We start from the raw sequence: 20034 nt of genomic DNA, 5'->3' as shown, positions 1-20034 counted from the left end.
GAGAAGCGCTTCGCCCGGGTGGGTGCAGGAGTTCACCTGGAGAAACGCCACAGCAAAGGGACCTGGAGCCATCCGATGAGTTCCTGCGTATCGGGGCAGGCGGCCATCGGCTCATGCAAGATCCGGTCCTGCCATCAGGCACTGCCTGCCGTGCGACCGACACGCAGGGGCATCTGAGCGCTGACCGGGCCGCTGCGGGCCGGCGCGCTGCCGGGAGGGCGGCTTTGTCGCAGGTCCGCAAGAAGTTCGTCGATGAGGGCTTCTTCGTAGGCGGGCCGGCCGTGGGCGCGCATGACAGCGGCGAGCGAGGGGTCCCAGAGGGTCTCGCCCAGCCGGTCCGTATCCAGCAGGACCGCGTCGAAGGGTGCTGGGTGCAGGCTCGTGGTGTAGTCGGCGGCTGTCATGCGCCACACCTCGGCGTCGGGGACTGCAGCGATGACGGCCCGTACGAGGGCGAGGCCGGCACAGTCGAAGTCGGCGCGCACGGCGATGCGCCACCCTGTCGCCGCCAGGCGTGCCACGGCGTCCAGTTCCGTACGCGAAGGGGTGCCCACCGTGCACAGCAGCCGTACGGCGTCCGGGATGCCGTCCAGGGCTGCGGCGGCGACCGAGGGGTTCTCGGTGAGGAAGACCCAACGGTCCTCGTTGTGCCGGGGCGCAGGCCACAGGGCGCGGTGCAGCACCCAGGGGACCAGAAGGCTGGGCTGGCCCGGGGGGATGTGCCAGCCTGCGGGGTGGACTCCCAGGGTGAGCAGTCCACCGGTGAGGGTGTCGAGGTCGACACCGAGCCGGTCCCAGGCCTCGCGGGCCGATGCTCCGCCGCCGGTATCTGCCTGTGCCGTGGCGGCTTCGGCGAGGACGAGCCCCGCCAGTTCGGTTCCGGCGTCCAGAGCGTGGGGGTTGCCGGCGGCGGTGTGGGCCAGGCGGCGCCGGTCGGCGCGTGTCGAGGCGGGCAGATGCTGCAGGACGGTGAAGGCGGCGGTCAGCAGATGCTCAGGATCGGGGTGCTGCAGGAGGCGGGCGAGGCTGCCGCGGCGGCGCAGGCTGTCCCAGCCGGTGTCGTCCGGCCGTACCGGCGCGGTGGGGGGCAGGGCGCATGCCAGGCGGCTGCGCAGGTGCTGCAGTGTGGTGAGGCGGGCGGTGCGCCGGGCCTTGTCGGCGGCGCGGTGGGCCAGGGGCCTGCCGAGTGCGTGGGCGGCGACCGCACCCGGCGTCAGGTGCGGTCCCCGACGGTTGAGAGTCTGGGTGAGGCGGTGCAGGTCGATGCGCCGGGCGACGCCGGGTGGCAGCGCCCGCGGCGCCAGCAGACCGATCACGGCGGCGCGCTGCGCGGATGAGTCCGGAGTGGTGATCGTGATCGTGCTGCTGTCCATGGCGGCGTCGCCGCGCTGGTCGGCCCGCCGGGCGATCTGTTCCCACAGCCATCGCACCTCGGGTGAGAGCAGGGCGGTGAGATCGGCACTGCGGCAGGCGCCGTTGTGACAGAGCTGTTCGGGACAGTCGGCCTGGCTGCTGCCGGGGGGACTCATGACGTGCCTGCGGGGAGCGCGGCGGCGTGGCCGGTGGCGTGTTGGAGCAGAGGGCTGTAGACGCGGACGGGGAAGGCGATGACGGTGTCCTCGGGGGCTTTCTCGAGTTCGAAGATGTCGATGCCGTCCCAGGCGCCGGGGGAGCCGTCCCAGTTGTGGCTGGTGCTCATCAGGTCCAGGTCGAGGGTGGCGAGGTAGGCGGCGATGCCGTCCCGGCCGTGGTCGTCGACGTCGCCGGGGACTTCGTCCAGGGCGCATAGGCGCGCCGCGTGCGGGGGGAGATCGCGGTACTCGGCGGCCAGAGCGGCGAGCATGGGAGCAAGGACGATCAGGCGGCTCTCACCCTTGGATACGGTCACGCCGCGGGCGCCCCAGCGTTCTTGTCGCGTCGTCCCGGGCCGGGTGATCATGTACTTGACTGTGACCCAGGTGCGGATGTCGATGGCTTCGGCCAGCCGGTCGGCCCGTCTGGAGTCGGGTCCGGCATCGCCCGCCCGCATCTCTTCGCCGAGCCGCATGACCGCCAGGAGTTCCTCCCCGATACGGCGCTGCTGCTCGGGTGTGCGCTCCGCGTCACCGATCTTGCACGTCAGATGGTGGATGGTGGCGATGGAGGGGGGAAGGTCACGGCGCAGCGCAAGCTCGATCTGCACGCCGACTCCGGAGGAAGCGGCGGTCAGCTTCATCTGCTCGTTGACCTGCTGGGCCCAGTCCTGCAATTCGACCCAGGCGGTACTGATGGCCGTGGGGATCCGGCCGAGGACGAAGTTCTCCAGGGCGTTCTCGTCCGCCGCGCTGTAGGCGTGCTGCGCCTCCGCCCGGTGTGCTGCCGCCATCCGTGCGGCTGCGTGCGCGGACATGCGCCGGCCGGCCAGGGACAGTTGGTGGGTGGGCATCCTCTCCGGTGCCGGGCCGTGTCCGAGGCGCCAGTCCTCGTCCGGTGCGGCAGCCAGGTGATGGCGCAGGGCGTCGGCGCACGCATCGATGCCTGCGGGTGGCTGCGGTACGGCCAGCAGGCGGGCACGCAGTTCCCTGAGCCAGGTCCCGGCGTCGCCGTGGCCCGCCGAGCCGTCCTGCGCCGTCGCGGCGAGGGCTTCGGCGAGACCGTCGAGGGCCAAGCACCGGCGCACCGCCTCCACGGACGCCTCAGCCCGGGGCCGGCTCTCCTGCAGGCGCCGCGCGGCGTCCGTCTGCGCCTGCCGTGCCGCTGCCGCGACGGAGTTCGCCTCCGCCAGTTCCCTGCGGGCCCTGCCCAGGCGTTCGCGCACGCCTGTGTGCGCCTGCCGGGCTGCGGACGCCTCCTGCACGAGGGCGAGTTCGTCCATGCCGCTGCGCTGCCTGCAGGCCTCCAGCGTGGCCCGCGCATCGCTGAGCTGTCCGAAACTGTCGCGAACGGTGCGCCTGCTGCGTTCCGCAAGGTGGCGTGCGTCAGCGGCGGTCCGCGCCGCCCGCTGCACGTCTTCGAGCAGGCCGCTGACGCCACGCATCTCCTCGACCGCCCGGCTGAGGAGGTCGGCGCGCCGGGCGGACGCCTCGGCCTCGTCGCGCACCAGGGACAGGCTGTCGGGCAGCCCGTAGGCGGCGGCCTGTTCGCGCCACTGCGCCAGCGCGCGCCGGGTTTGTGCTTCCTTCGCCTGCGCCAGCCTGTCCTCTTCGCACGCGTGAGCACGGGCGTCCTGCTCGGACACCGCACACTGCGCGCGGACGGTCTCGGCCTGCGACGCGGCCCGGGACAGCTCGTGCGGGAACTGGTCGGCCAGATGTCCCAGCAGCGCCGCGTACTGCGTGAACCGGGCCGCAGCCCCGGCATGCCGTGCTGCGGCCAGCTCGAAGCGGTCGCATGCGCGCTGGGCCGCGGCGGCCTCCCGCTGGGCCGCGGCGCGCCGGGCTTCCCTTCCGATGTGCGAGGCCACCGGTGTGCTGTGGCGCACCGCTTGCGGCGGCCGGGCGAGGAGAGGACCGCAGCGGTAGGTACCGTCGGCGCCGATCAGCAGTTCCGGCCTGCCGGTGGTCTCCGTGTCATCGGCGGTGGGCGCGTACCCGATGCGCTTGAGGACGGCCTCGGCCACCTCGCCCAGCCGGTGGCCGGGCACGGCCGTCAGGAGCGAGGCGAGACTGTCCTCCACGGGGAGTTCCGGTCCCAAGGGCCCCACCAGCCAGCCCTCGTCGCCGGCCACGCCCTGCGGTGACAGCTGTGCGCAGAGCAGGCCGGCGGCGGCCATGGCGGCTTCCACCGCGTTCCGGCCCGGCCCGGCGGGCAGGGCGCCCGGGCGCCAGTCGACGGCCACGGCGAAGCACTTGCCCTCGTCCGCTGTCTGAAGCCACGCCGGGCCGGGCAGCGCCGGCAGCTTCCCGCTGCCCCACAGCCGGGCCTGCTCAGCCGCCTGGGCTGCTGCCTGCCGGGCGGCGGCGGTCTGGTGCCGATAGTGCTCGGCTCGCTGCCGGGCACGACTGGAGGCGGCGGCTGCACCGGTACTCACGCGCCTGCCCAGGGCGGCGGCGTCACGGACCGCCGCGGTGAACTCCCCATCCTGTCCCCACGCCCGGGCCCGGACCGCGACGGCTGCCAGGTCGAAGAGAGGCGCGCGCACCTGCGCCTGCGCCCCCAGGGCCCACCCGTGTACGGCCTCGGACAGAGCGGTCACCTTGGCGTGTGCGTCATCGTGAGCACTGCGGTGCCGCGCGACGGCCCGCTCCGCAGTCGCGGCGGCGGCGTTAGACCGGGCGCGCGCCTCCTTGCCCTCCTGCCGCAACGTCTCGACGCCCTGGTGGGCCACCGCGAGCATCTTGGCGTTCGCGCCGCGCTGGCGCAGGCGGTGTTCCGCCTCGGTGAGCGCCGTCACCGACTCCTCCACCACGCCGGGAAACGTCTCGGCGCTGATCTCGGTGGACGGGCCGAAGCTGCGCGCACCGATCGTGACGGGGGCCTGCTCGACGTGCTCCATCCTGACGGGTGAGGCCACCACGCCGGGCACGCCTGCTTCTGCACAGGCGTGCGCCACACCCTCCACCACCTCGCGCACGCCGTTCACCGCGGCTTCCAGCCGCTCGGCGGCGCCCGCTGCTGCCGAGCAGTGCGCCTCCAGCAGCTCTTCGGCCTGGCGGTGTCCCGTTTCGCGCCCCTCGGCCCTCTCACGGGCACGGGCCATGTCGCTGGAGGCCGCATCCCGCTCCAGGGCCTGCGCGCGGGAAGCCGTCTCCCCCTCCGCCACGTCGAGTTCCTCCACAAGGGCCGCCAGTTCGGCATGTCCCTGCGCCGATGCCGCGGCGTGCGCCTGTGCTTCTTCGGCCTGGACCTCGGCGCGTTGGCGCGCCGCAGTGTGTTCCAGGGCGTCGTCCGTGGCGCTCAGCACGGTGCGGGCACACGAGTGCAGCCAGGCCGACGACAGGTCTTCCAGGAGGGCGGAGGTCTTCTCCGCCCGCAGGTACCGCGACCGGGTGGCCTCGGCGGCGGCCAGGGCCTCCCGGGTCACGCGCAGGACCTCGGGGCTGACCCGCGGCAGCACGTCGTGCAGTTCCTGCTCGGCCTGAACGGGTGTCAGATCGCTCAGCAGGCCGGGGTTGCGGACCTTCTTGATGCGGCGGGCGATCTGCTGAAGCCGGGCAGGAGCGCAGCCGAAGACGCGCTCGGCGAGATCGGCGACGTAGTGGTCCAGGCTCTCGAAGACGGTGCCGCCGTGGCCGGTGACGTACTGGGTGAACGCCTCGAGGCTGAGCGTGCTCAGATCGTCGCGGTCCGAGCCGGGCACGAGGGGCATCATGAATCCCACCCGCGTCACCGACGGACTGGTGCCCTGGGCGTAGTCCAGGCGCAGCCCGTAGTGCACAGTGCCGGTGCCGGCCTCGGGAGCGGCCTGCGGCGGACGGAAACTGAGCCAGAGGTACCCGACCCTGCGCCGTCCCGTACTGCCGCTTCTCATCAGGAACTCCAGGGTGGTGCCCCGGTTCTTTCCCGAGCTGAGGTGCGCCGCCGTGGTGGGGTCCAGCAGGTGAGGGCACAGCTTCTCCAGCAGGGTGGTCTTGCCGGTGCCGTTCGGGCCGGTCACCAGGATCCGGCCCGAGGGAGAATCGAAGACCTCCCGGGGGAGCAGCCCGACGTTCTCCACCCCCGCACCGGCCAGACACCACCGGCCGGCCCACCGGGCAGGAATGCTCAACTCGTTCATCGCGTCTCCGTTCCTGCGCCGTCGAGGGGGCCGGGAAACGGTCCGTCGTGAGCGACGACCGTCCAGCGGGCCGCCGCGGGGGACAGCCACCACCAGTCCTCATAGCCCGTGGCCACACGCAGCAGATCGGCCCCTTCGAGCAGCGTCCGGATCTGACCGGCCAGTTGCTCAGGCCGCTGCCGGTACTCTCCCCGCCACCTCGTGTGCCGTACCGCCAGCTCACCCAGGCGGCGGACCACTGCTGACGCGGCGGCGCCGCACCAGCCCTGGCCGGGAGCCGTCGGTCCGCCCCGCTCGCCTTCGCCGCTCAGATAGTCGATGAGGAGCAAGGTGGCGTGCCGGACGGTGCCCGAACCGCCCTGCTGCCGGTGGGGAAAGCGGAACGAGCCCAGCACCCGGGCGTCGCAGATGTCTTCGGGCACCACCAGGCTCGCGCCTTCCAACCGGTGCTCCAGGTGCAGCCCCAACGTCTCGGCCACGTGGGCCCCTTCGCGGGCGAGCCGGGTGCTGAACCACTGCCGCTCCGCCTCGTCCAGGTCGCAGACGTGGACGACCGCCCGGTCGGCGAGCATGCCGACCACCCGCACCGCCTCGTCGCCGGGCCGGTGCAGTGAACGCAGCCAGCCCCCGGGATCCCGCCCCGGGTCACAGGCCCACTGCCCCTCTTCGTCCAGCGGCACGCTGCGCGGCAACAGGTGCAGCAGACGGGCATGGTGGATCTTCAGCAGCACCGGCGGATCGTGCGCACCGTCCATCAGATCATCGACGCGGCCCTCGAGTTCACTCAGCACTCCGCGCTCGCACAGCATCCTCAAACCGGCGACCAGCGCACGCAGCTCGGGCTGTGACTGCGTCACCGGGATCTCGGCCTCCGCGGCGGCCGAGCGCACCGCGCCCACCACCTGCCCCAGCCGCGCCCGGGGAGGAAGAGCCTCCAGCACGGCGACCGTCAGCCAGAACCACACCCCCTCCGGGGCGTCACCGCCGGACATCAAACCGACCGGCTCCACGGGCACGTGCACACGCACCAGATCCGGCTCGACCGTCAGCATGCAGCCCAGTGCTTCCAGCACCGCACGCACCGCCGCGGCATGCCGGTGCACGGCTTCGATGAGCTCATCGTCCCGCCCGCCGATCAGCCACGTCTGCCCCCGAAGCCGCCGCACCAGCGCCGCGACGGCCTCCTGCTCGTCCTCCACCCACCGTCGGCCGCCCACCCCGCCGAGCACCGCGCTCACCGGGCAGCCTCGACCAGGACGGCCATCTCTGCCGGAGCGGCCCGCCGGCCCGCCGGGACCCGTCTGGCCGCCACCGCAACAGGGGGATGAAACAGCACCCTGCGGCCGGGCACCAGCACCGACCACCGCACTCCCTCGACCCGCCCCACCATTCCCGCAGCGGCCACCAGAGTGCACCCGACTCCCTCAGCCTGACCGATGCGCCCCGCCTCGTCCTCCGGCGCCCGCGCGGCAGCCATGACCGCCCTCAGCGCCAGTCGGCAGGCCGCCTCCGACAACGGGCCTTTCTCGGCCAGCACTTCCGCCACCGCGGCGCCGTGCCGGGCCTCGCGCTGCGCACGCCGCCGCAGCGCCTCACTCTCATCGCGCGGCTTGCGCCCCGTCACGGCCCCGCGGGCCGAGCTCTGCCCGGTCGCACGCAGCATCGCCAGCGCCGCCACCCGAGGACCCTCGTGCCACGACACCACCTCACCCGTGTCGGCCTCCGCGACCGTATGCAACTTCGTCCACGGCCTGTCCGCCAGCGCCTGGCGCAGCACCGCCCGCCCGTAGCGCGGATCCTGGCAGGCAACCGCCAGCGACAGCGCCCGCGCCCGCAGCGTCGCCGGCCCGCCCACGCTCTGATGCCGCAGCAGATTGGCATGCAGCATCGGAATCGCCCGCACCAACTGCAGCCCGAACCGCGCCGCCTTGCCGCTCCCGGGCGAGAACCACCCCAGCAGCTGCTCCCAGTCCGCCGCCCGCAGCCCCCGCGCTGGCGCCAGCACCCCGCGCGCCACCAGCGCCCCGGCCGGAGACTGACCACGCCGCGCTGCCGCCAGCTCGGCGAACCGAGGCCGCAGCCGGACAAGCTCCGCATGGATGCGGACCACCGCCGCATCCAGATGGACCACCACATGCGTGGCGTACTCCAGGATCAGCTGCTTCAGCTCACCCGTCGCCCGCAGGTCCAGATTGAACCGGTCGGCCAGCTGCGCCAGCATGTCCGCCTGGCCCACCAGTGCCCCGTCGAGGTGGTCGTGCTCGACGAACACCTGCCCCGCCAGCTCCGACAGAGCGGCGTCGGACGACTGATCGCCGTGCATGGCGGCCAGCGCCTGCTGGATCCTGGACAGCCCGTCCATGGGGATCTCCCGCGGCACGAGACCGTCGCTGGCCAGCTGTGTCCACAGGCGCTGCATCTGCCGTCCTCGCGGCGTCGCGCTGTAGCGCCAGCGGGCCCCGTTCAGCTCGTGCCACCGCTCGACCTCCGAGTCCGGCCGGCCCGAGGCGGCGAGGAACGTGTCGCTGAGCGCACGCAGCCGCCCGGTCACCGTGGCAAGAGGCATCTCCGTCCCCTCAGCGGCGAGCGCCGCACGGACCTCCGCCGGGGTCAGATGGTCGACCGACTGCTCGAGCACCTCCATGATCGCCAGGTACTGCCCGCGCAGCGGACTGAGCACATAGCCCACCACCCGTGCCGGATCTCCCGCGGCCATGCCCACATCAGCCCAGCCCTCCACCACCCAGTCCGCCTCGCTGTCGCCTGCGAGGACCTCCGGAACCGCGATACCCACAACCACCTCCCGACCGATGAGCAATATGTCCGATGAGAGACTAAATGTGACCACTGACAATCGGACTGCGGCTCAGTGTCGGCACCCCCTGAGCCGTGGTCAGGCCGGGGCGCGCCCGGGACCGCAAGGCTCATCCGCAGCTCGCAACGTCACGATGCCGCCGACCGGTCGCGCCAGGGCGGCGCGCTCTGGCCCGCCCGAGAGTGGCGGGGGGAGGCGCGAGGGGGTCGCGGGGCAACGGCCTGCGGCGCATCCCAACGCCCGCTGTGCAATGTTGACTTGAAAACGCTGTGCCGACGTGTTTGTAAGTGGTGTACCAATGGGCATCGGAAGTGTTGTAGCCAACTACAGCACTAAGTCGAGGAGGAGAAGTCCTTGGTCTACGACATTCGCCCGCTCGCCAACGGGCTGCGGACAGACCACCCGGTGCCCGGTCTGCCGTTCGTCGACGACTCACACCTGCCGCTCGACGACGGCCCCGACGCCATCGAGGCAGTCGGCCGGAACAAGAGCGAAGGCATGTGGGGCCGGTGCGACACCTCCCGCGAGGGAGGCTGGCTGGCCTTCACCACCGACCCGATCGCCCACCACCTGGGCTGGGCCATCCGCTACCACCCCGAGCACGGGCGCACCGTGCTCCTGCTGCGCGACGAGGACACCGCCAGCCTTCACACCTACTGGTCGGGGGCGCCGCTGCTGTACCGGGCCGGCGGCTACTGGTGGGACGGCGACACCTGGTACCGGCCCGGACAGATCTGGGACCCGGTCACCGAGGACTACGCACGCAACACGGCACGCGCCACGGCCACCGTCCACGCCAACGACATGCTCGACGGCCGCGCCCACCCGGACCGCGCACCCGTGCACAAGGTCGCCACGTTCGACCCCGCCACCGCGGCGCCAGGGGACTGGCTCGACCACCTGACCCGGTGGGCGCAGCACCACCAGAAGCAGGACGATCCCCTGCCGCTGGAGAAGTGCGTCGTCGACCTGGCCAGTCCCGAACTCACCGGGGACCGGCTGCTCGGCGTGCCCGAGATGGCCGCGCTGGGCGGCATCACGGCCTCCACCCTGCGGGGTTACATCTCCCGAGGCGAGAACGACGTGCCGCTTCCCCAGGCGACCGTCGGCGGACGGGCCCAGTGGTCACGACCGGTCGCCGAGGACTGGGCGGAAGCCCGGCAACGCTCCTCCGAGGGACTGAAGGACGCCATGTCGGCCGGCGACCGGCACCGTCTCGCCCCGGGAGCGGCTCAGATCCGCGACCGCTTCAGCGAGACCTTCTTCAGCTTCCTGTGGAAGCGGCCCGACATCCGCAAGCGATGGGGCCTGCGCCATCGCAACGAACCCAGCGTGCGGGAGGTGGCCGACCAACTGGCCTTCGAGGTCGCCGACAGCCTCAGGCGGATCATCCCGACCGACGCCCTGGGGCCGACCATCCGCCACGCCGTCCTGGAGGACTTCGCCACCTCGCTGCGCGTCAGCGAACGCCGGGGCGGCCAGCTCAAGGGCTTCGATCTCATCCTGTCGGTTCCCCTGGCGAAGATGCTCAGCTGGTTCATCCAGCACTTCCCGACCTCGGCCCAGTGGTACGTCGGCGAGATCATGGGCGAGGCGGACAAGCAGCTCGGCATCCCGGCCCAGGTGACGGGCGAAGCGCTGCGGCGGTCCGCGACCACGAACGGGGAACTCGACGGGCAGACCGCGAAGGAGTTTTTCTCCCGTTCCGTCCCGCGCGAGCCGGAGGGCTGAGGTCCTTCACCGATCGTGAGGGTGCCAAGCCAATCCCAGTGGCTTGGCACCCTCACGACTCTACTGGCGAACGGACCGGCCCGAGAGCAGCGCCGGGGCGCAACCCGGCCATCACGCTGCCGTCCTCAGGAAGACCTTCTGAACAGCCCGCAGTCGCCCCCCGGAGGAAGGGGGGGGTGGGGCGCCACGCATGGCACCCAGGTGTCCGCAACGGCACCGCAGGGGCGGCCGGACCTTGAGACCGGCCGCCGATCCCGCTCGACTCACGAAACACCTCACCGGCCGCTTCAGCCGGCCGTGCTTGTGCGTAGTGCCTGGCGTATGCGGGGGTTGGCGGTGCGGTCGTCGGCGAGGTGGCTGAAGTGCTGGGCGGATTCCGGGTGCTCGCGCAGGACGGCGGCGATGAGGGATGCGGCTTCGCTCTTCAGAGTCCGCAGCCAGGAAATGATTTTGTCCTGGGCGCTCCACTGGTCCCAGGCGCCGTCCCAGGTGCACATGGTGTGGGCGGCCTCTTCCAGCAGATCCCAGTCGCAGCGGTCGGCGGCGTAGGCGCAGATGCCCCGGAGCCAGATCACGACGGCTGCGGCGTCGCCGAACTGCACCATGTGCGTGTCGTCTCCGTGTACGTGCTCGGCCAGGGCACGCAGGAGGCTGTGAGCTTGCGCGGGGTCCCGTTCGAGGGCCGGTCCAGCCTGCTGGATGTCGAGGCGGGCGAGCACACCGACGTGGATTTCGTAGTCTTCGGGGTGACCACCGACCAAGGACAGCAGCGTGTCCGCGGCGGCCGAGTCGCCGTTGCCGGCGGCTTCGAGCAGTGTCTCGGCGGCCGGGAGGGGGTCTTCGGGGATGTCCGCGTGTTCGCGGTCGATCAGGGCGAGCAGCTCGTTGACGGTCTGGGGGCGACGCTGCGGATCCAGATGTGTGGTGGCGCGGACGATGGGGCGCCACGGGCCGGGAGGTGGCGTCAGCGGCAGGTTGGTCTCCGGCAGCTTGCCGGTGAGGGCCCAGGCGATGACTCTGCCGATGCTGTAGATGTCGCTGGACGCCGTGGCTTCATGAGGCGTACTGGACAGTTCGGGGGCGGCGAAGCCCTCGGTGCCGATGTAGAGGCCGGTGCGGCCCACCTTGGTGGTCTGGCCGCGCGGCCGGCGGACGATGCCCCAGTCGGCGAGGGTCCATCGGCCGTTGAAGTAGAGGATGTTCGACGGTTTGATGTCGCGGTGCAGCCAGTCGTGTTCGTGCGCTGCGGCCAGCACCGATGCCAGCGCGTCGACCAGGGCGCGCAGCTCGGCCGGCTCCCGCAGCAGCTCTTGGCGTTGGTCGGCGGTCGCGTCCGCCCACGGCATCACGAACCAGGTGTGGTCGGCGCCGAAGTCGAGAATCGGCATGGCGTGGGGATGACCGTCCAGCAGCTGGCCGATCTCGATCTCCCGCCGCATGCGAGCCACTTGCCGTTCGGGAGGGTGCTTGCTGTGCAGCTTCTTCAACGCGACCCTCGTGCCAAGGGTCTTGTGGGTCGCCTCGAACACGTCCGCCTGGCCTCCGTCCGGGACCGGTTCGCGCGGGCAGGCATAGTCCTTGCGCTCGCCGCGAGCGGCGCGGCGGACCGCGGCGTAGGCGCCCTGTCCGGGCGGTGAGGACGTCACGGCGGCCGGGGGAGCGGGGTGTGCGGCGCGGTGGCGTGCCGGGATCCGGCGGGCCCCGTATACCGGGTAGCCGCTGACGGTGCGCGCCTCGACGAGCTCGTAGCCGTCGGGAGCCAGTGTGTCGTTGACCAGCGACAGCAGCCGCTCGACCTCGCTGGAGTCCGTCCGCACGGCCGGGTGGATCATCTCTGTCAGGAAGCGGAGCAGAACCTCGTCGCTGCCGTCGGCGAGCCCGAAGCGGTCGTCGCTGAAGACCCAGTCGTCCTCCCAGTCCTCGGGGTTGTTGTAGCGGTGCTGGACGATGTCGCCCTCTGCTGTTGCGAACCGCGGATCATGGCTTGGCAGACGGTCCAGGTCATACAGCCTGCGCAGGAAGGTGACCTCGTCCAGGCTGCCCGGCCAGCTCGCCCCGCTGCTGCGCAGCGCGTCGAACAGGCGCCGCCTGGTGACGTCGGTGATGGCCGCCGACGGCCCTGCGGGTATGCCGCTGTCCTGGAAGCGGCCGAGGACGGTGTCGGCGGAAACGGTCCGGAGCAGGGACGTGCCTGTCACGCTTTCGGCGCGGGCACGGGAGAAGAGTTCCAGATCAAAGGAGACGTCGTTGAGCGCCTGCAGCACGGTGCGCTGCAGCTCAGGACCCAGCTCGCGCAGCCGGTCGTAGTAGGTGTCCTTCAGGCCGAGCGAGAAGAAGGCTCCGTCCAAGCCTATAAAGCCCTCCGGCAGCGGTGTCCTGGCCGGCGCTGCCATGCCGAACCGGCCGATTTTGACCGCGCCGATTTCCCTGATCTCGCCGCCTGGATCGACACAGAGCAGCTGGAACGTCGTCTTGAAGCTGTAGTCATCCCAGTTGTCGCGGACCAGGAAGGCCTGCCCCGGCATGGGGGAGACGGGCCACCCGCGGACAGGCAGGACAGTGAACTGCACGGTTCCTCCGGAGAACACCTCGGCCGATGGCCGGGCACATCAGAACAGACAACGCAACCGCCCTGCCCGCGAGCGGCGCTCCTCCCACTGAAGAGTGCCGGGTCTTGCGTGCTCCAAGGGCCAGGTCCGCGGCGGCGCGGGCGGGCTGGAGAGAGCGTCCAAACGCCCGCTGCTATTGGCCGGGGTGGACGGCCTGGACGCCGGTGCCCGCGTACGCCTTGGGCGTCAGAGTGAGCAGAAACCGCCCGGCGGGATGGGCGGCTGAGGGCCGGGCGGCGTGGATGGCGTGGACGGCGGCCCAGGAGTGCCCGAAGCGCAGCAGTTCGGTCGCGGTGACCGCGGCGTCAGTGTCGAACGCCTCGATCCGGATGAACCGCAGCCCCTTGATGTAGCCGAGCAGCCCGGGCCGTTCCGTGTCACCGGCCGTCAGCGACAGCACCGGCGCGTACAGGCTGCCAAGTCCGCCAGAGGCCTGGACGTAGAACGCGGCGACCGCTTCGTTGAACGGGTCCTTCGGGTCGTACAGGGCCCCGGCGGCGGTGTGGTCCAAAACGACCGCGATCGCCGCCACTACGCGGCCGCCCGCGGCCCGTGCGAGGCGGCGCCCAGACGCTCCAGCAGGGCCCGGGCCTTCGCCTCGGCCTCCGGGCTCGGCGCACTGCCCAGAGCGGAGGCGAGCTCGGCGCGGGCCAGCTCGGCACGCTCGGCGTACTCGGCCTGCGTCGGCGTGCTCTGCGCCAGCTCCTCGACCAGGCTCCGGATGGTCGTACCGTGCTCGGCCGCCAGCCGCGCCAGCCGGTCCCGCGCGGCCGCGCTCACCTTGATGCTCGTCTCGTCTGCTGCCATATTCCGACTCTACCGCGCCCCTCTACTGGCAGTAGAGGGGCGGTGGATGTCTTCTCTCCCCTTTTCGAGACCGGGCCGCCGCCTCTCGCAAGCGGAGGACGAGTGATGGTGTTCCCCGTCCGGCGGGACTTTCCGCGATGTGGAGCCTGTCAGGAGAGCACCTGGGCGAGCACGCCGGTGACGGCGGCGGCCAGTGTGAGGACGGCGGCGAAGGTGGCCGCGGCGCGCATCAGGGCGGCGGGATAGGTGGCGCCGTCCAGGCGGGTGAGCACGCCGGCTGCCGTGGCCGCGAGGAGTGCGAGTACGACAACCAGACCGGTGCTGAGCAGGACTGTGGCGAGGTGGTTCACGGCGATCTCCCCGAGGAGGGCGGATGCTGACCCGCCCCAATTTCACGGAACAGGTGTCCGCCCCGGTCCAGCTGGACAAAGATGGACTTCTTTGGACGTGCGGGACTCAGGGGGGTATGTGGAGGGGGACGCCGATGGGCGTAAGGCAGCGGCACTGGCCGAGCTGCGTGCCCGCCTGGAGAACGCCGTGGCTCTCTCGGGTCTGAACAAGGACCAGCTCGTCGGCCGCATAAAAACCAGGGTCGGGCCAATAAGCCGCACTACCGTCTTCAAGGCATTTCAGCCCGGCGCTCCCGTGCCGACGAAGAGGACGGTCGCCGTGATCGCGGCCGGGCTGAAATTGCCGGAGGAGCAGACACAGGAACTGCTGGACTTGCAACGCACTGCGGCCAGCAAGCCTGTTCCAGCACCGGAAACGACCTCAGGGCCAGGCCGAAAGTTAGGCAGGCCGGTCGACGGTACTGGGGCGGTAGCTGGCGTCGGGGACAACCACGGCCCGACAATCCCCCATGTCACGCAGCTCCCGCCGACGGCGATCCGCTGGGCTGCCGAAACCGAGGCCCGCGGCGAATCCAGCCTGCGCCCTCCGAAGGCGACCTTCACCGGCCGGGCGGACGAGCTGGCCGCGATCCGGACCGAGCTGCTCCGACGTGCCGACGGCGTCGGCATCCCGGTTGTGGTGGTGCATGGCCTGGGCGGCGTCGGCAAGACCGAGCTGGCCCGGCAGTATGCCCAGACCCACCGGCATTCCTACGACCTGGTCTGGTGGATCGATGCAGCCGCCCCCGGGGCCGTCGACGCCGCGCTCGCCGAGATCGCGGTACGGCTGAGTCCGTTCTGGGGCGGCACCGTGCCGTCCGAGCGCGCGCTCACCGCCTGGGCCCTGTCCTGGCTCCAGCAGCACGACAACTGGCTGCTGGTCTACGACAACGTCGAGGACCCGAACCTGCTCTGGCCGCACCTGGGCAGCCTCGGGCGCGGGCACCATCTGATCACCAGCCGCCACACCACGGGATGGAAACGCCGGGGGACGCTGATCGGCCTGGACGTCCTGCCGCGCAAAGACTCCGTCGCGCTGCTCAACGCCTGGGAACCCTTCAGCTCCCTCGAGGAGGAGTGGCATGCAGGCCAGCTGGCGAAGGAACTGGGCGACCTGCCACTGGCCCTGGAACAGGCTGCCGCCTACATGGCCCAGACGGTGACCAGCATTCAAAGCTACCGAGACAGCCTCGCCGAGCAGTTGGACGAAGCTGCCCAGGACCACTCCGGCGAGGAGCAGACGGTGGCCCGGGTCTGGAAGCTCACCCTCACCGCGTTGGAAGAGACCGTCCCGCTGGCCGTCGAACTGCTCCACGTCCTGGCCTGGCTCGACCCCGACAACTGCCCCCGGTTCCTGCTGGCCCCGCTCGCCCCCGGCAAGGTCCCGGTTCCCAGTGCCCTGGGGTGGCTGAGCGCCTTCAGCATGGTCTCCCTCACCGACAAGACGGTCTCCGTCCACCGCCTGGTGCAGACCGTGCTGCGCGACAAGGCGATCCGGCACGCCAGCCGCGAGACGGCCGAGGGCAGCGTCCCTCCGCCGCCACGCGGCCGACCTCAGGCCGGGCGCGTCCTGCTCGAAGCCGTGTATCCGGACGGGGCCGAAGCCGCCCCGGACGAAGCCCCGGACGAGGCCGTGCTCGCCCTGCTCGCACCGCATGTGATCGCTCTCTCCGGCACCGACCCCGGGGACTACCGCCCGGACCTGGCCCGGCTCTTCGGCGAGACCTCGGTGTACCTGCACCGGCAGGGCCAGATAGTCCGATCCCTGCCGGTTCGCCGGGCGTACGCGCGGCAGGTGGTGGCGGGTTTCGGCCCCGACGACCGAACCGCCCTGATCGGCTGCGACGCGCTCGCCTCCGCCCTGGTGGCGGCCGGCGAGTTCGACGACGTGATCGACGACTTGAAAGAACTCCGCAAGCGGAGCACCCGGGCGCTCGGCCCGGGCGACCTCACCACCCTGAACATCCGGGCCACCCTTGCCTCCGCCTACCAAGACAGCGGCCGATTAGAGGCCGCCGTCAAAGAACGCATCGATGCCTCCGCCGTCGCCGCCGAGCACCTGGGCCCGGAGCACGCCCGGACCCTGACCCTGCGCAACGACCTGGCCCGGGCATACGAGTACAGCGGCCGGTACGAGCAGGCGATCGAGATCTACGAGGACCTGCTCCGCCACGAGGAACTCCTGGTCCGCTGGGAAGGCAACTCGGCACCCCTGGCAGCAAACGCGGCCCAGGTGCGGAACAACCTCGCCGGGGCATACGCGAGCGTCGGCCGGCACGAAGAGGCGCTCGCGCACTACCATGCGGCACTATCCGAGCTGACCCACCTCCTCGGGCCCGGGCACCCGACCACCGTGGACTGCCTCAGCAACCTGGGCTACACCCTGGAGGCGGCCGGTCGGATCGATGAGGCGTCCCCCTATTACCAGGAAGCGTGGAAGCAGCGACTGACGAGCCTGGGCGAGGACCACCCCGACACCCTGCTGAGCCAGAGCAACCTCGCCTACCTGCACCTGAAAAAGGGTGAGGTCGATACCGGGCTGCAGCTGTGCCGCCAGACGCTGGTCCAACGCGAGCAGATTCTGGGCCCGACCCACGTCGACACCCTGGTGAGCCGGAACCTGCTGGCCTCGGCCCTCGCTTTTGCCGGGAAGCCGGAGGAGGCAGTCGACCTGTACGAGACCACTCTCGGACAGCGCCGGGAGGTCCTCGGGAGCGGGCACCCCCAGACCCTCCTGACCCTGGCCGCCCTGGCGCTCTGCCGCCTCCAACTGGGCAACGCCGCGGCGGCCGTCCCGCTGCTCGAGGAGGCGCGGACCCTCCAGGAGCAGCTCTCCGGGCCGGACAGCCCCGATACCCTGCGCCACCTCCACAACCTCGCCGCCGCCTGCAGGGAGGCCGGAGCCCTCGACCGGGCCCGGGAGCTGTTCACCACCGCACTGGACCGGCGCACCCAGGTGCTGGGCGCGAAGCACTTCGAGACCCTCATCACGCTCAGCGGCCTGGCCCGGCTGCACCAGGCCGACGGAGACTTGGAACACGCCATCCCCCTGTACGAGGACGCGATCGCCGGTCTCACCGAGGCACTCGGCCCCGACCACCCCACCACCCGAACCGTCTCCGGCTACCTCGCTGAAGCCCGCACCCCCTGACCGCCTCGAACCGGGCCAGCTCACCGCCGACCGGCTAATCGCGGAAGATCCCCTCCTGTGACAAATCCGCTAAGGATCACTGCGTGATTGATGCGTTGAGCTGTTGGTCTAGTGATCGTTGCGGGATTTCTGGTTGTTGTGATGTGTCGACCTGAGCTGGGGTTTCGGCAGAGGTTGAGGAGCCGGAGAGGCTCCTGAAGTGCGAGTTCAGTGATTGCTTCGGAATGTGGTGATCGTCGCAGGATTTCCTATTGCCGGGCACCAGTAGGGTGCGTGGGATGAACGTATGCGTTGAAGCCTCGTTCGATGCGGCTGTGCCGGGCAGTCCTGGGGCATCGCTGGTCCGGTGGTTTCGTGCCGCCCGCACCGGGTTGTACAGCGGCCTGGTGGAGGCGGAGGCCGGGAGCGGGGGAGGGGTCGTCTCCGAAGCGCATATCGTCCCGGACATCGACGACTCGGTGCGCCGCTTCCCCCGCATCGCGAAGACGTGGCCGCAGTTCGAGGAGGAGCTCGCCGCGTTCCCTTGGGGAGCCCAACTCGTGTTTCTCACGGAGGGCGGGGAACTGGACGACCTGGGACGGGCGAGCTCCTACCACGTCCTGAGTGACGGTTCCATCTGGCGGGCATCGGCTTTGACCAGTGTCAATTCCCCAGATGACGCCGCATCCTGCACTGCGGTGGTGGACTTCCTGTACGCCGCGCTGGATGGGAGCAGCCCCCTCTACGGCCACATCGAGTGGGACGACTTCGACGAACTCAGCAACCTCGATATCGTGCTGCGCCGCAGGCGGCGCACGTCCCTGCGCGAAGGTCGGCAGTTCCTGCGCGGCTACGCCTGGGTGACGGTCTGCCCGGCGGAACTTGCGGCGCGGCTGGGCGGCGCCGCGGTGCTGGAGGACTCGGGCGTATTCCACCGGGTGCTCCCGCTGCGGGCGGGGGGTGTGCTGCTACAGGCTTCGGCCACGATGGACGGGTACACGGACCAGGTGATGGAGCGGGTGTTCGAGACGCTGGCTCCCGTGCTGCCGCCGGGCGAGCCGAGCCCGGACCCCGCCCACCCTACACGCGGTTCGTCCCGCGAGACGCCGCCACGGTGCGCTGAGCCGGGCGGGGGCGGCGGAGCAGTTCCATCCCCAGGACGAGCAGGAGCTGCTTCCCGGTCTGGTCGAACTGCTCCTGGAGGGTGGGCTCGCGAAAGAGGCCGGCCAGCTCTCCGGCACCGGCGGCGAGGTCACCGCGCTGGGCGAGGTAGTCGGCCATGGAGACACGGTGGATGGCGCGGGCCCGCTCCAGCAGCGCACCGTCCACCGCCTGGTCCAGGGTGCGGCCCAGCGCGGCGCTGAGGGCCTCGACGTGGCTCACGACCGCCTCGACGGTCATCGGTGTCTGCACGGGGCCGAGCGCGCGGACGAGGCCGCTGGCGGCGAACACCGACTCCGGCTCCATCACATCCCGCACGGCGTCCAGCAGCTCGGCTCGCCCGCGCACCGTCAGGGCCTTGCCGTTGCCCAGTGCGGTGATGGTCCGCACGAACCGGGCCCGCGCGGTCCCGCCGGCCAATGGATGCCCGACCTGCTCCAGCAGACCCACAGCACCCTCGCGCGCCACCTCCTGGCTGCGCCTACCGCGCCCCACCCAGGTCACCCATGCCCGCTGCGCCTGCCGGGTGGAGACGTAGCCGTCCCACCACAGCCACATCGCCAGCGGCACCTGCGCCAGCGCACTCAGGTGCGCTACCTGCTGCCGCTTGTCGAGCAGGAGCAGCAGCAGCCGGCGCTGGTTGACGCTGTGCTCGGCCTTGTCCGAACCGCGGTGCCGGGTACGCAGCTGCGGCTGGTCCAGCAACCCCTTGGCGATCCAGTCGTGGACCCGCCGCACGGTCATGTCCGGATGACCGGCCGCATGCGCGTCCGCGACGAGGTCCTCGATGCTGCCGGGCCCGGTGATGCTCTCCCACGTGTACACGGGGTGGAAATTACATCGTTCTCCCGCCAACCAGACCCCTGTTGAGGATGCAGCGCCCACCACCCGGCTGCCACGATCAGTTCAGCAGCACAACAACCCTGCCGACCCCCGGCGGACCGCCTCGCTGCACTACCCACACCCCGCAAGGGCGCGCGGCCGCGCCCTGCCCGAACGAAGGACACCCGTCATGCCGAAGAAGAACCGCACCCCCTCCACCACCGCGCACCAGGACCACGCAGCCACCGCCTCCTGGCGGCGCCTCGTCTCCGCAGCACTCCTCACCGGAGCCGCCCGCCACATCGGCGGCCTTCTGGCCGGCCTCGCAGTCACCTGGTGGCAGCACGACTGACACTCCACCACACCTCGCCTGACACACGCCTGCTGAGGTGATGTCAGGACAGCCCGGCTACACACCCATTGAGTCCTCCGCGCTCCCACCTCAGCGAGACACACCGCCGAGCACCGCCCGCAACTCCAACTCAGGGGCACCCACCCCGAACCCGGATTCACCAAAAGTTCTACAGCAAAGGAAACAGCTCACCGACCACCCGCCCCGTGCCTCCGTAGCCAGCCGCCCGCGGAACGCGGGCCGGGTCCGGGAGCGCAGCGGACGGACCCCAGGCTCCTCAAGGAGCGCAGCGACGAGGAGCCGCCGGCTCGGAGCGTAAGCGGAGAGCCGGAAGGGCACCAGCCCAACCTCCGGATTCACCGAAACTTCTGACGGAAGGAAACACTGGCTCGAAGCGCAGCGCAGAGCCCAACTCCTCGCACCGCGAGGAGTTCGCTCCGCCACCCGCGCGCAGCGCGGGGCTTCCGCTCCAACTCCCGCGCGCAGCGCGGGAGTTCCCTTGGAACCTGCGAAGCAGGTTCTT

Annotated in this window: 12 protein-coding genes; 3 read left to right on the top strand and 9 right to left on the bottom strand. The window is 71.1% G+C overall.

What is annotated here, in order from left to right; translation table 11 throughout:
• Nucleotides 1-134: 134 nt before the first annotated feature.
• The 4 genes from OG485_RS00060 to OG485_RS00045 are packed head-to-tail and all read right to left on the bottom strand — an operon-like array spanning nt 135 to nt 8489.
• Nucleotides 135-1529 carry a DUF2399 domain-containing protein gene (locus OG485_RS00060; RefSeq protein WP_328663200.1) on the bottom strand — a complete coding sequence of 465 codons (1395 nt, stop codon included), beginning with the start codon at nt 1527-1529 and terminating at the stop codon, nt 135-137.
• The gene (locus tag OG485_RS00055) at nt 1526-5695 is read right to left on the bottom strand and encodes an ATP-binding protein (protein ID WP_328663198.1); all 4170 of its coding nucleotides are present in this window, start codon (nt 5693-5695) and stop codon (nt 1526-1528) included. The genes OG485_RS00060 and OG485_RS00055 overlap by 4 nt, the downstream gene beginning before the upstream one ends.
• Entirely contained in the window at nt 5692-6933 is a 1242-nt protein-coding gene (locus OG485_RS00050) for a DUF2398 family protein (RefSeq protein ID WP_328663196.1), read from the bottom strand. Before OG485_RS00050 ends, OG485_RS00055 begins: the two co-directional genes overlap by 4 nt.
• The gene (locus OG485_RS00045; protein ID WP_328663194.1) at nt 6930-8489 is read right to left on the bottom strand and encodes a DUF2397 family protein; all 1560 of its coding nucleotides are present in this window, start codon (nt 8487-8489) and stop codon (nt 6930-6932) included. Before OG485_RS00045 ends, OG485_RS00050 begins: the two co-directional genes overlap by 4 nt.
• A 375-nt stretch (nt 8490-8864) precedes the next feature.
• Here OG485_RS00045 and OG485_RS00040 point away from each other — a divergent pair, with 375 nt between their 5' ends.
• A complete protein-coding gene (locus OG485_RS00040) occupies nt 8865-10241 on the top strand; it encodes a helix-turn-helix transcriptional regulator (RefSeq protein ID WP_328663192.1) in 1377 nt (458 codons plus the stop codon).
• Nucleotides 10242-10528: 287 nt separating this feature from the next.
• On the opposite strand, the gene OG485_RS00035 is transcribed toward OG485_RS00040, so the two are convergent.
• The 4 genes from OG485_RS00035 to OG485_RS00020 form a co-directional block, all read right to left on the bottom strand.
• Entirely contained in the window at nt 10529-12811 is a 2283-nt protein-coding gene (locus OG485_RS00035; protein ID WP_328663190.1) for a protein kinase domain-containing protein, read from the bottom strand.
• Between the two features lie 172 nt (nt 12812-12983).
• Nucleotides 12984-13382, bottom strand: coding sequence for a hypothetical protein (locus OG485_RS00030; protein ID WP_328663188.1), 399 nt, complete (start codon nt 13380-13382; stop codon nt 12984-12986).
• Nucleotides 13382-13657 carry a hypothetical protein gene (locus tag OG485_RS00025; RefSeq protein ID WP_328663187.1) on the bottom strand — a complete coding sequence of 92 codons (276 nt, stop codon included), beginning with the start codon at nt 13655-13657 and terminating at the stop codon, nt 13382-13384. The genes OG485_RS00030 and OG485_RS00025 overlap by 1 nt, the downstream gene beginning before the upstream one ends.
• A 149-nt stretch (nt 13658-13806) precedes the next feature.
• Nucleotides 13807-14007 carry a hypothetical protein gene (locus OG485_RS00020; RefSeq protein ID WP_328663184.1) on the bottom strand — a complete coding sequence of 67 codons (201 nt, stop codon included), beginning with the start codon at nt 14005-14007 and terminating at the stop codon, nt 13807-13809.
• Between the two features lie 97 nt (nt 14008-14104).
• Between OG485_RS00020 and OG485_RS00015 the strand changes: the two genes are divergently transcribed.
• Nucleotides 14105-17197, top strand: coding sequence for a tetratricopeptide repeat protein (locus OG485_RS00015; protein WP_328663182.1), 3093 nt, complete (start codon nt 14105-14107; stop codon nt 17195-17197).
• 1059 nt (nt 17198-18256) lie between these two features.
• On the opposite strand, the gene OG485_RS00010 is transcribed toward OG485_RS00015, so the two are convergent.
• Nucleotides 18257-19162, bottom strand: a complete 906-nt coding sequence (locus OG485_RS00010) for a hypothetical protein (protein WP_328443333.1) — start codon at nt 19160-19162, stop codon at nt 18257-18259.
• A gap of 187 nt (nt 19163-19349) precedes the next feature.
• On the opposite strand from OG485_RS00010, the gene OG485_RS00005 reads away from it, so the two are divergent.
• Nucleotides 19350-19511, top strand: coding sequence for a hypothetical protein (locus OG485_RS00005; RefSeq protein ID WP_328443331.1), 162 nt, complete (start codon nt 19350-19352; stop codon nt 19509-19511).
• Nucleotides 19512-20034 lie beyond the last annotated feature (523 nt).

Source organism: Streptomyces sp. NBC_00328 (assembly GCF_036139655.1).
Taxonomy (GTDB): Bacteria; Actinomycetota; Actinomycetes; order Streptomycetales; family Streptomycetaceae; genus Streptomyces.
This window is presented reverse-complemented; position numbering and strand designations above follow the sequence as displayed.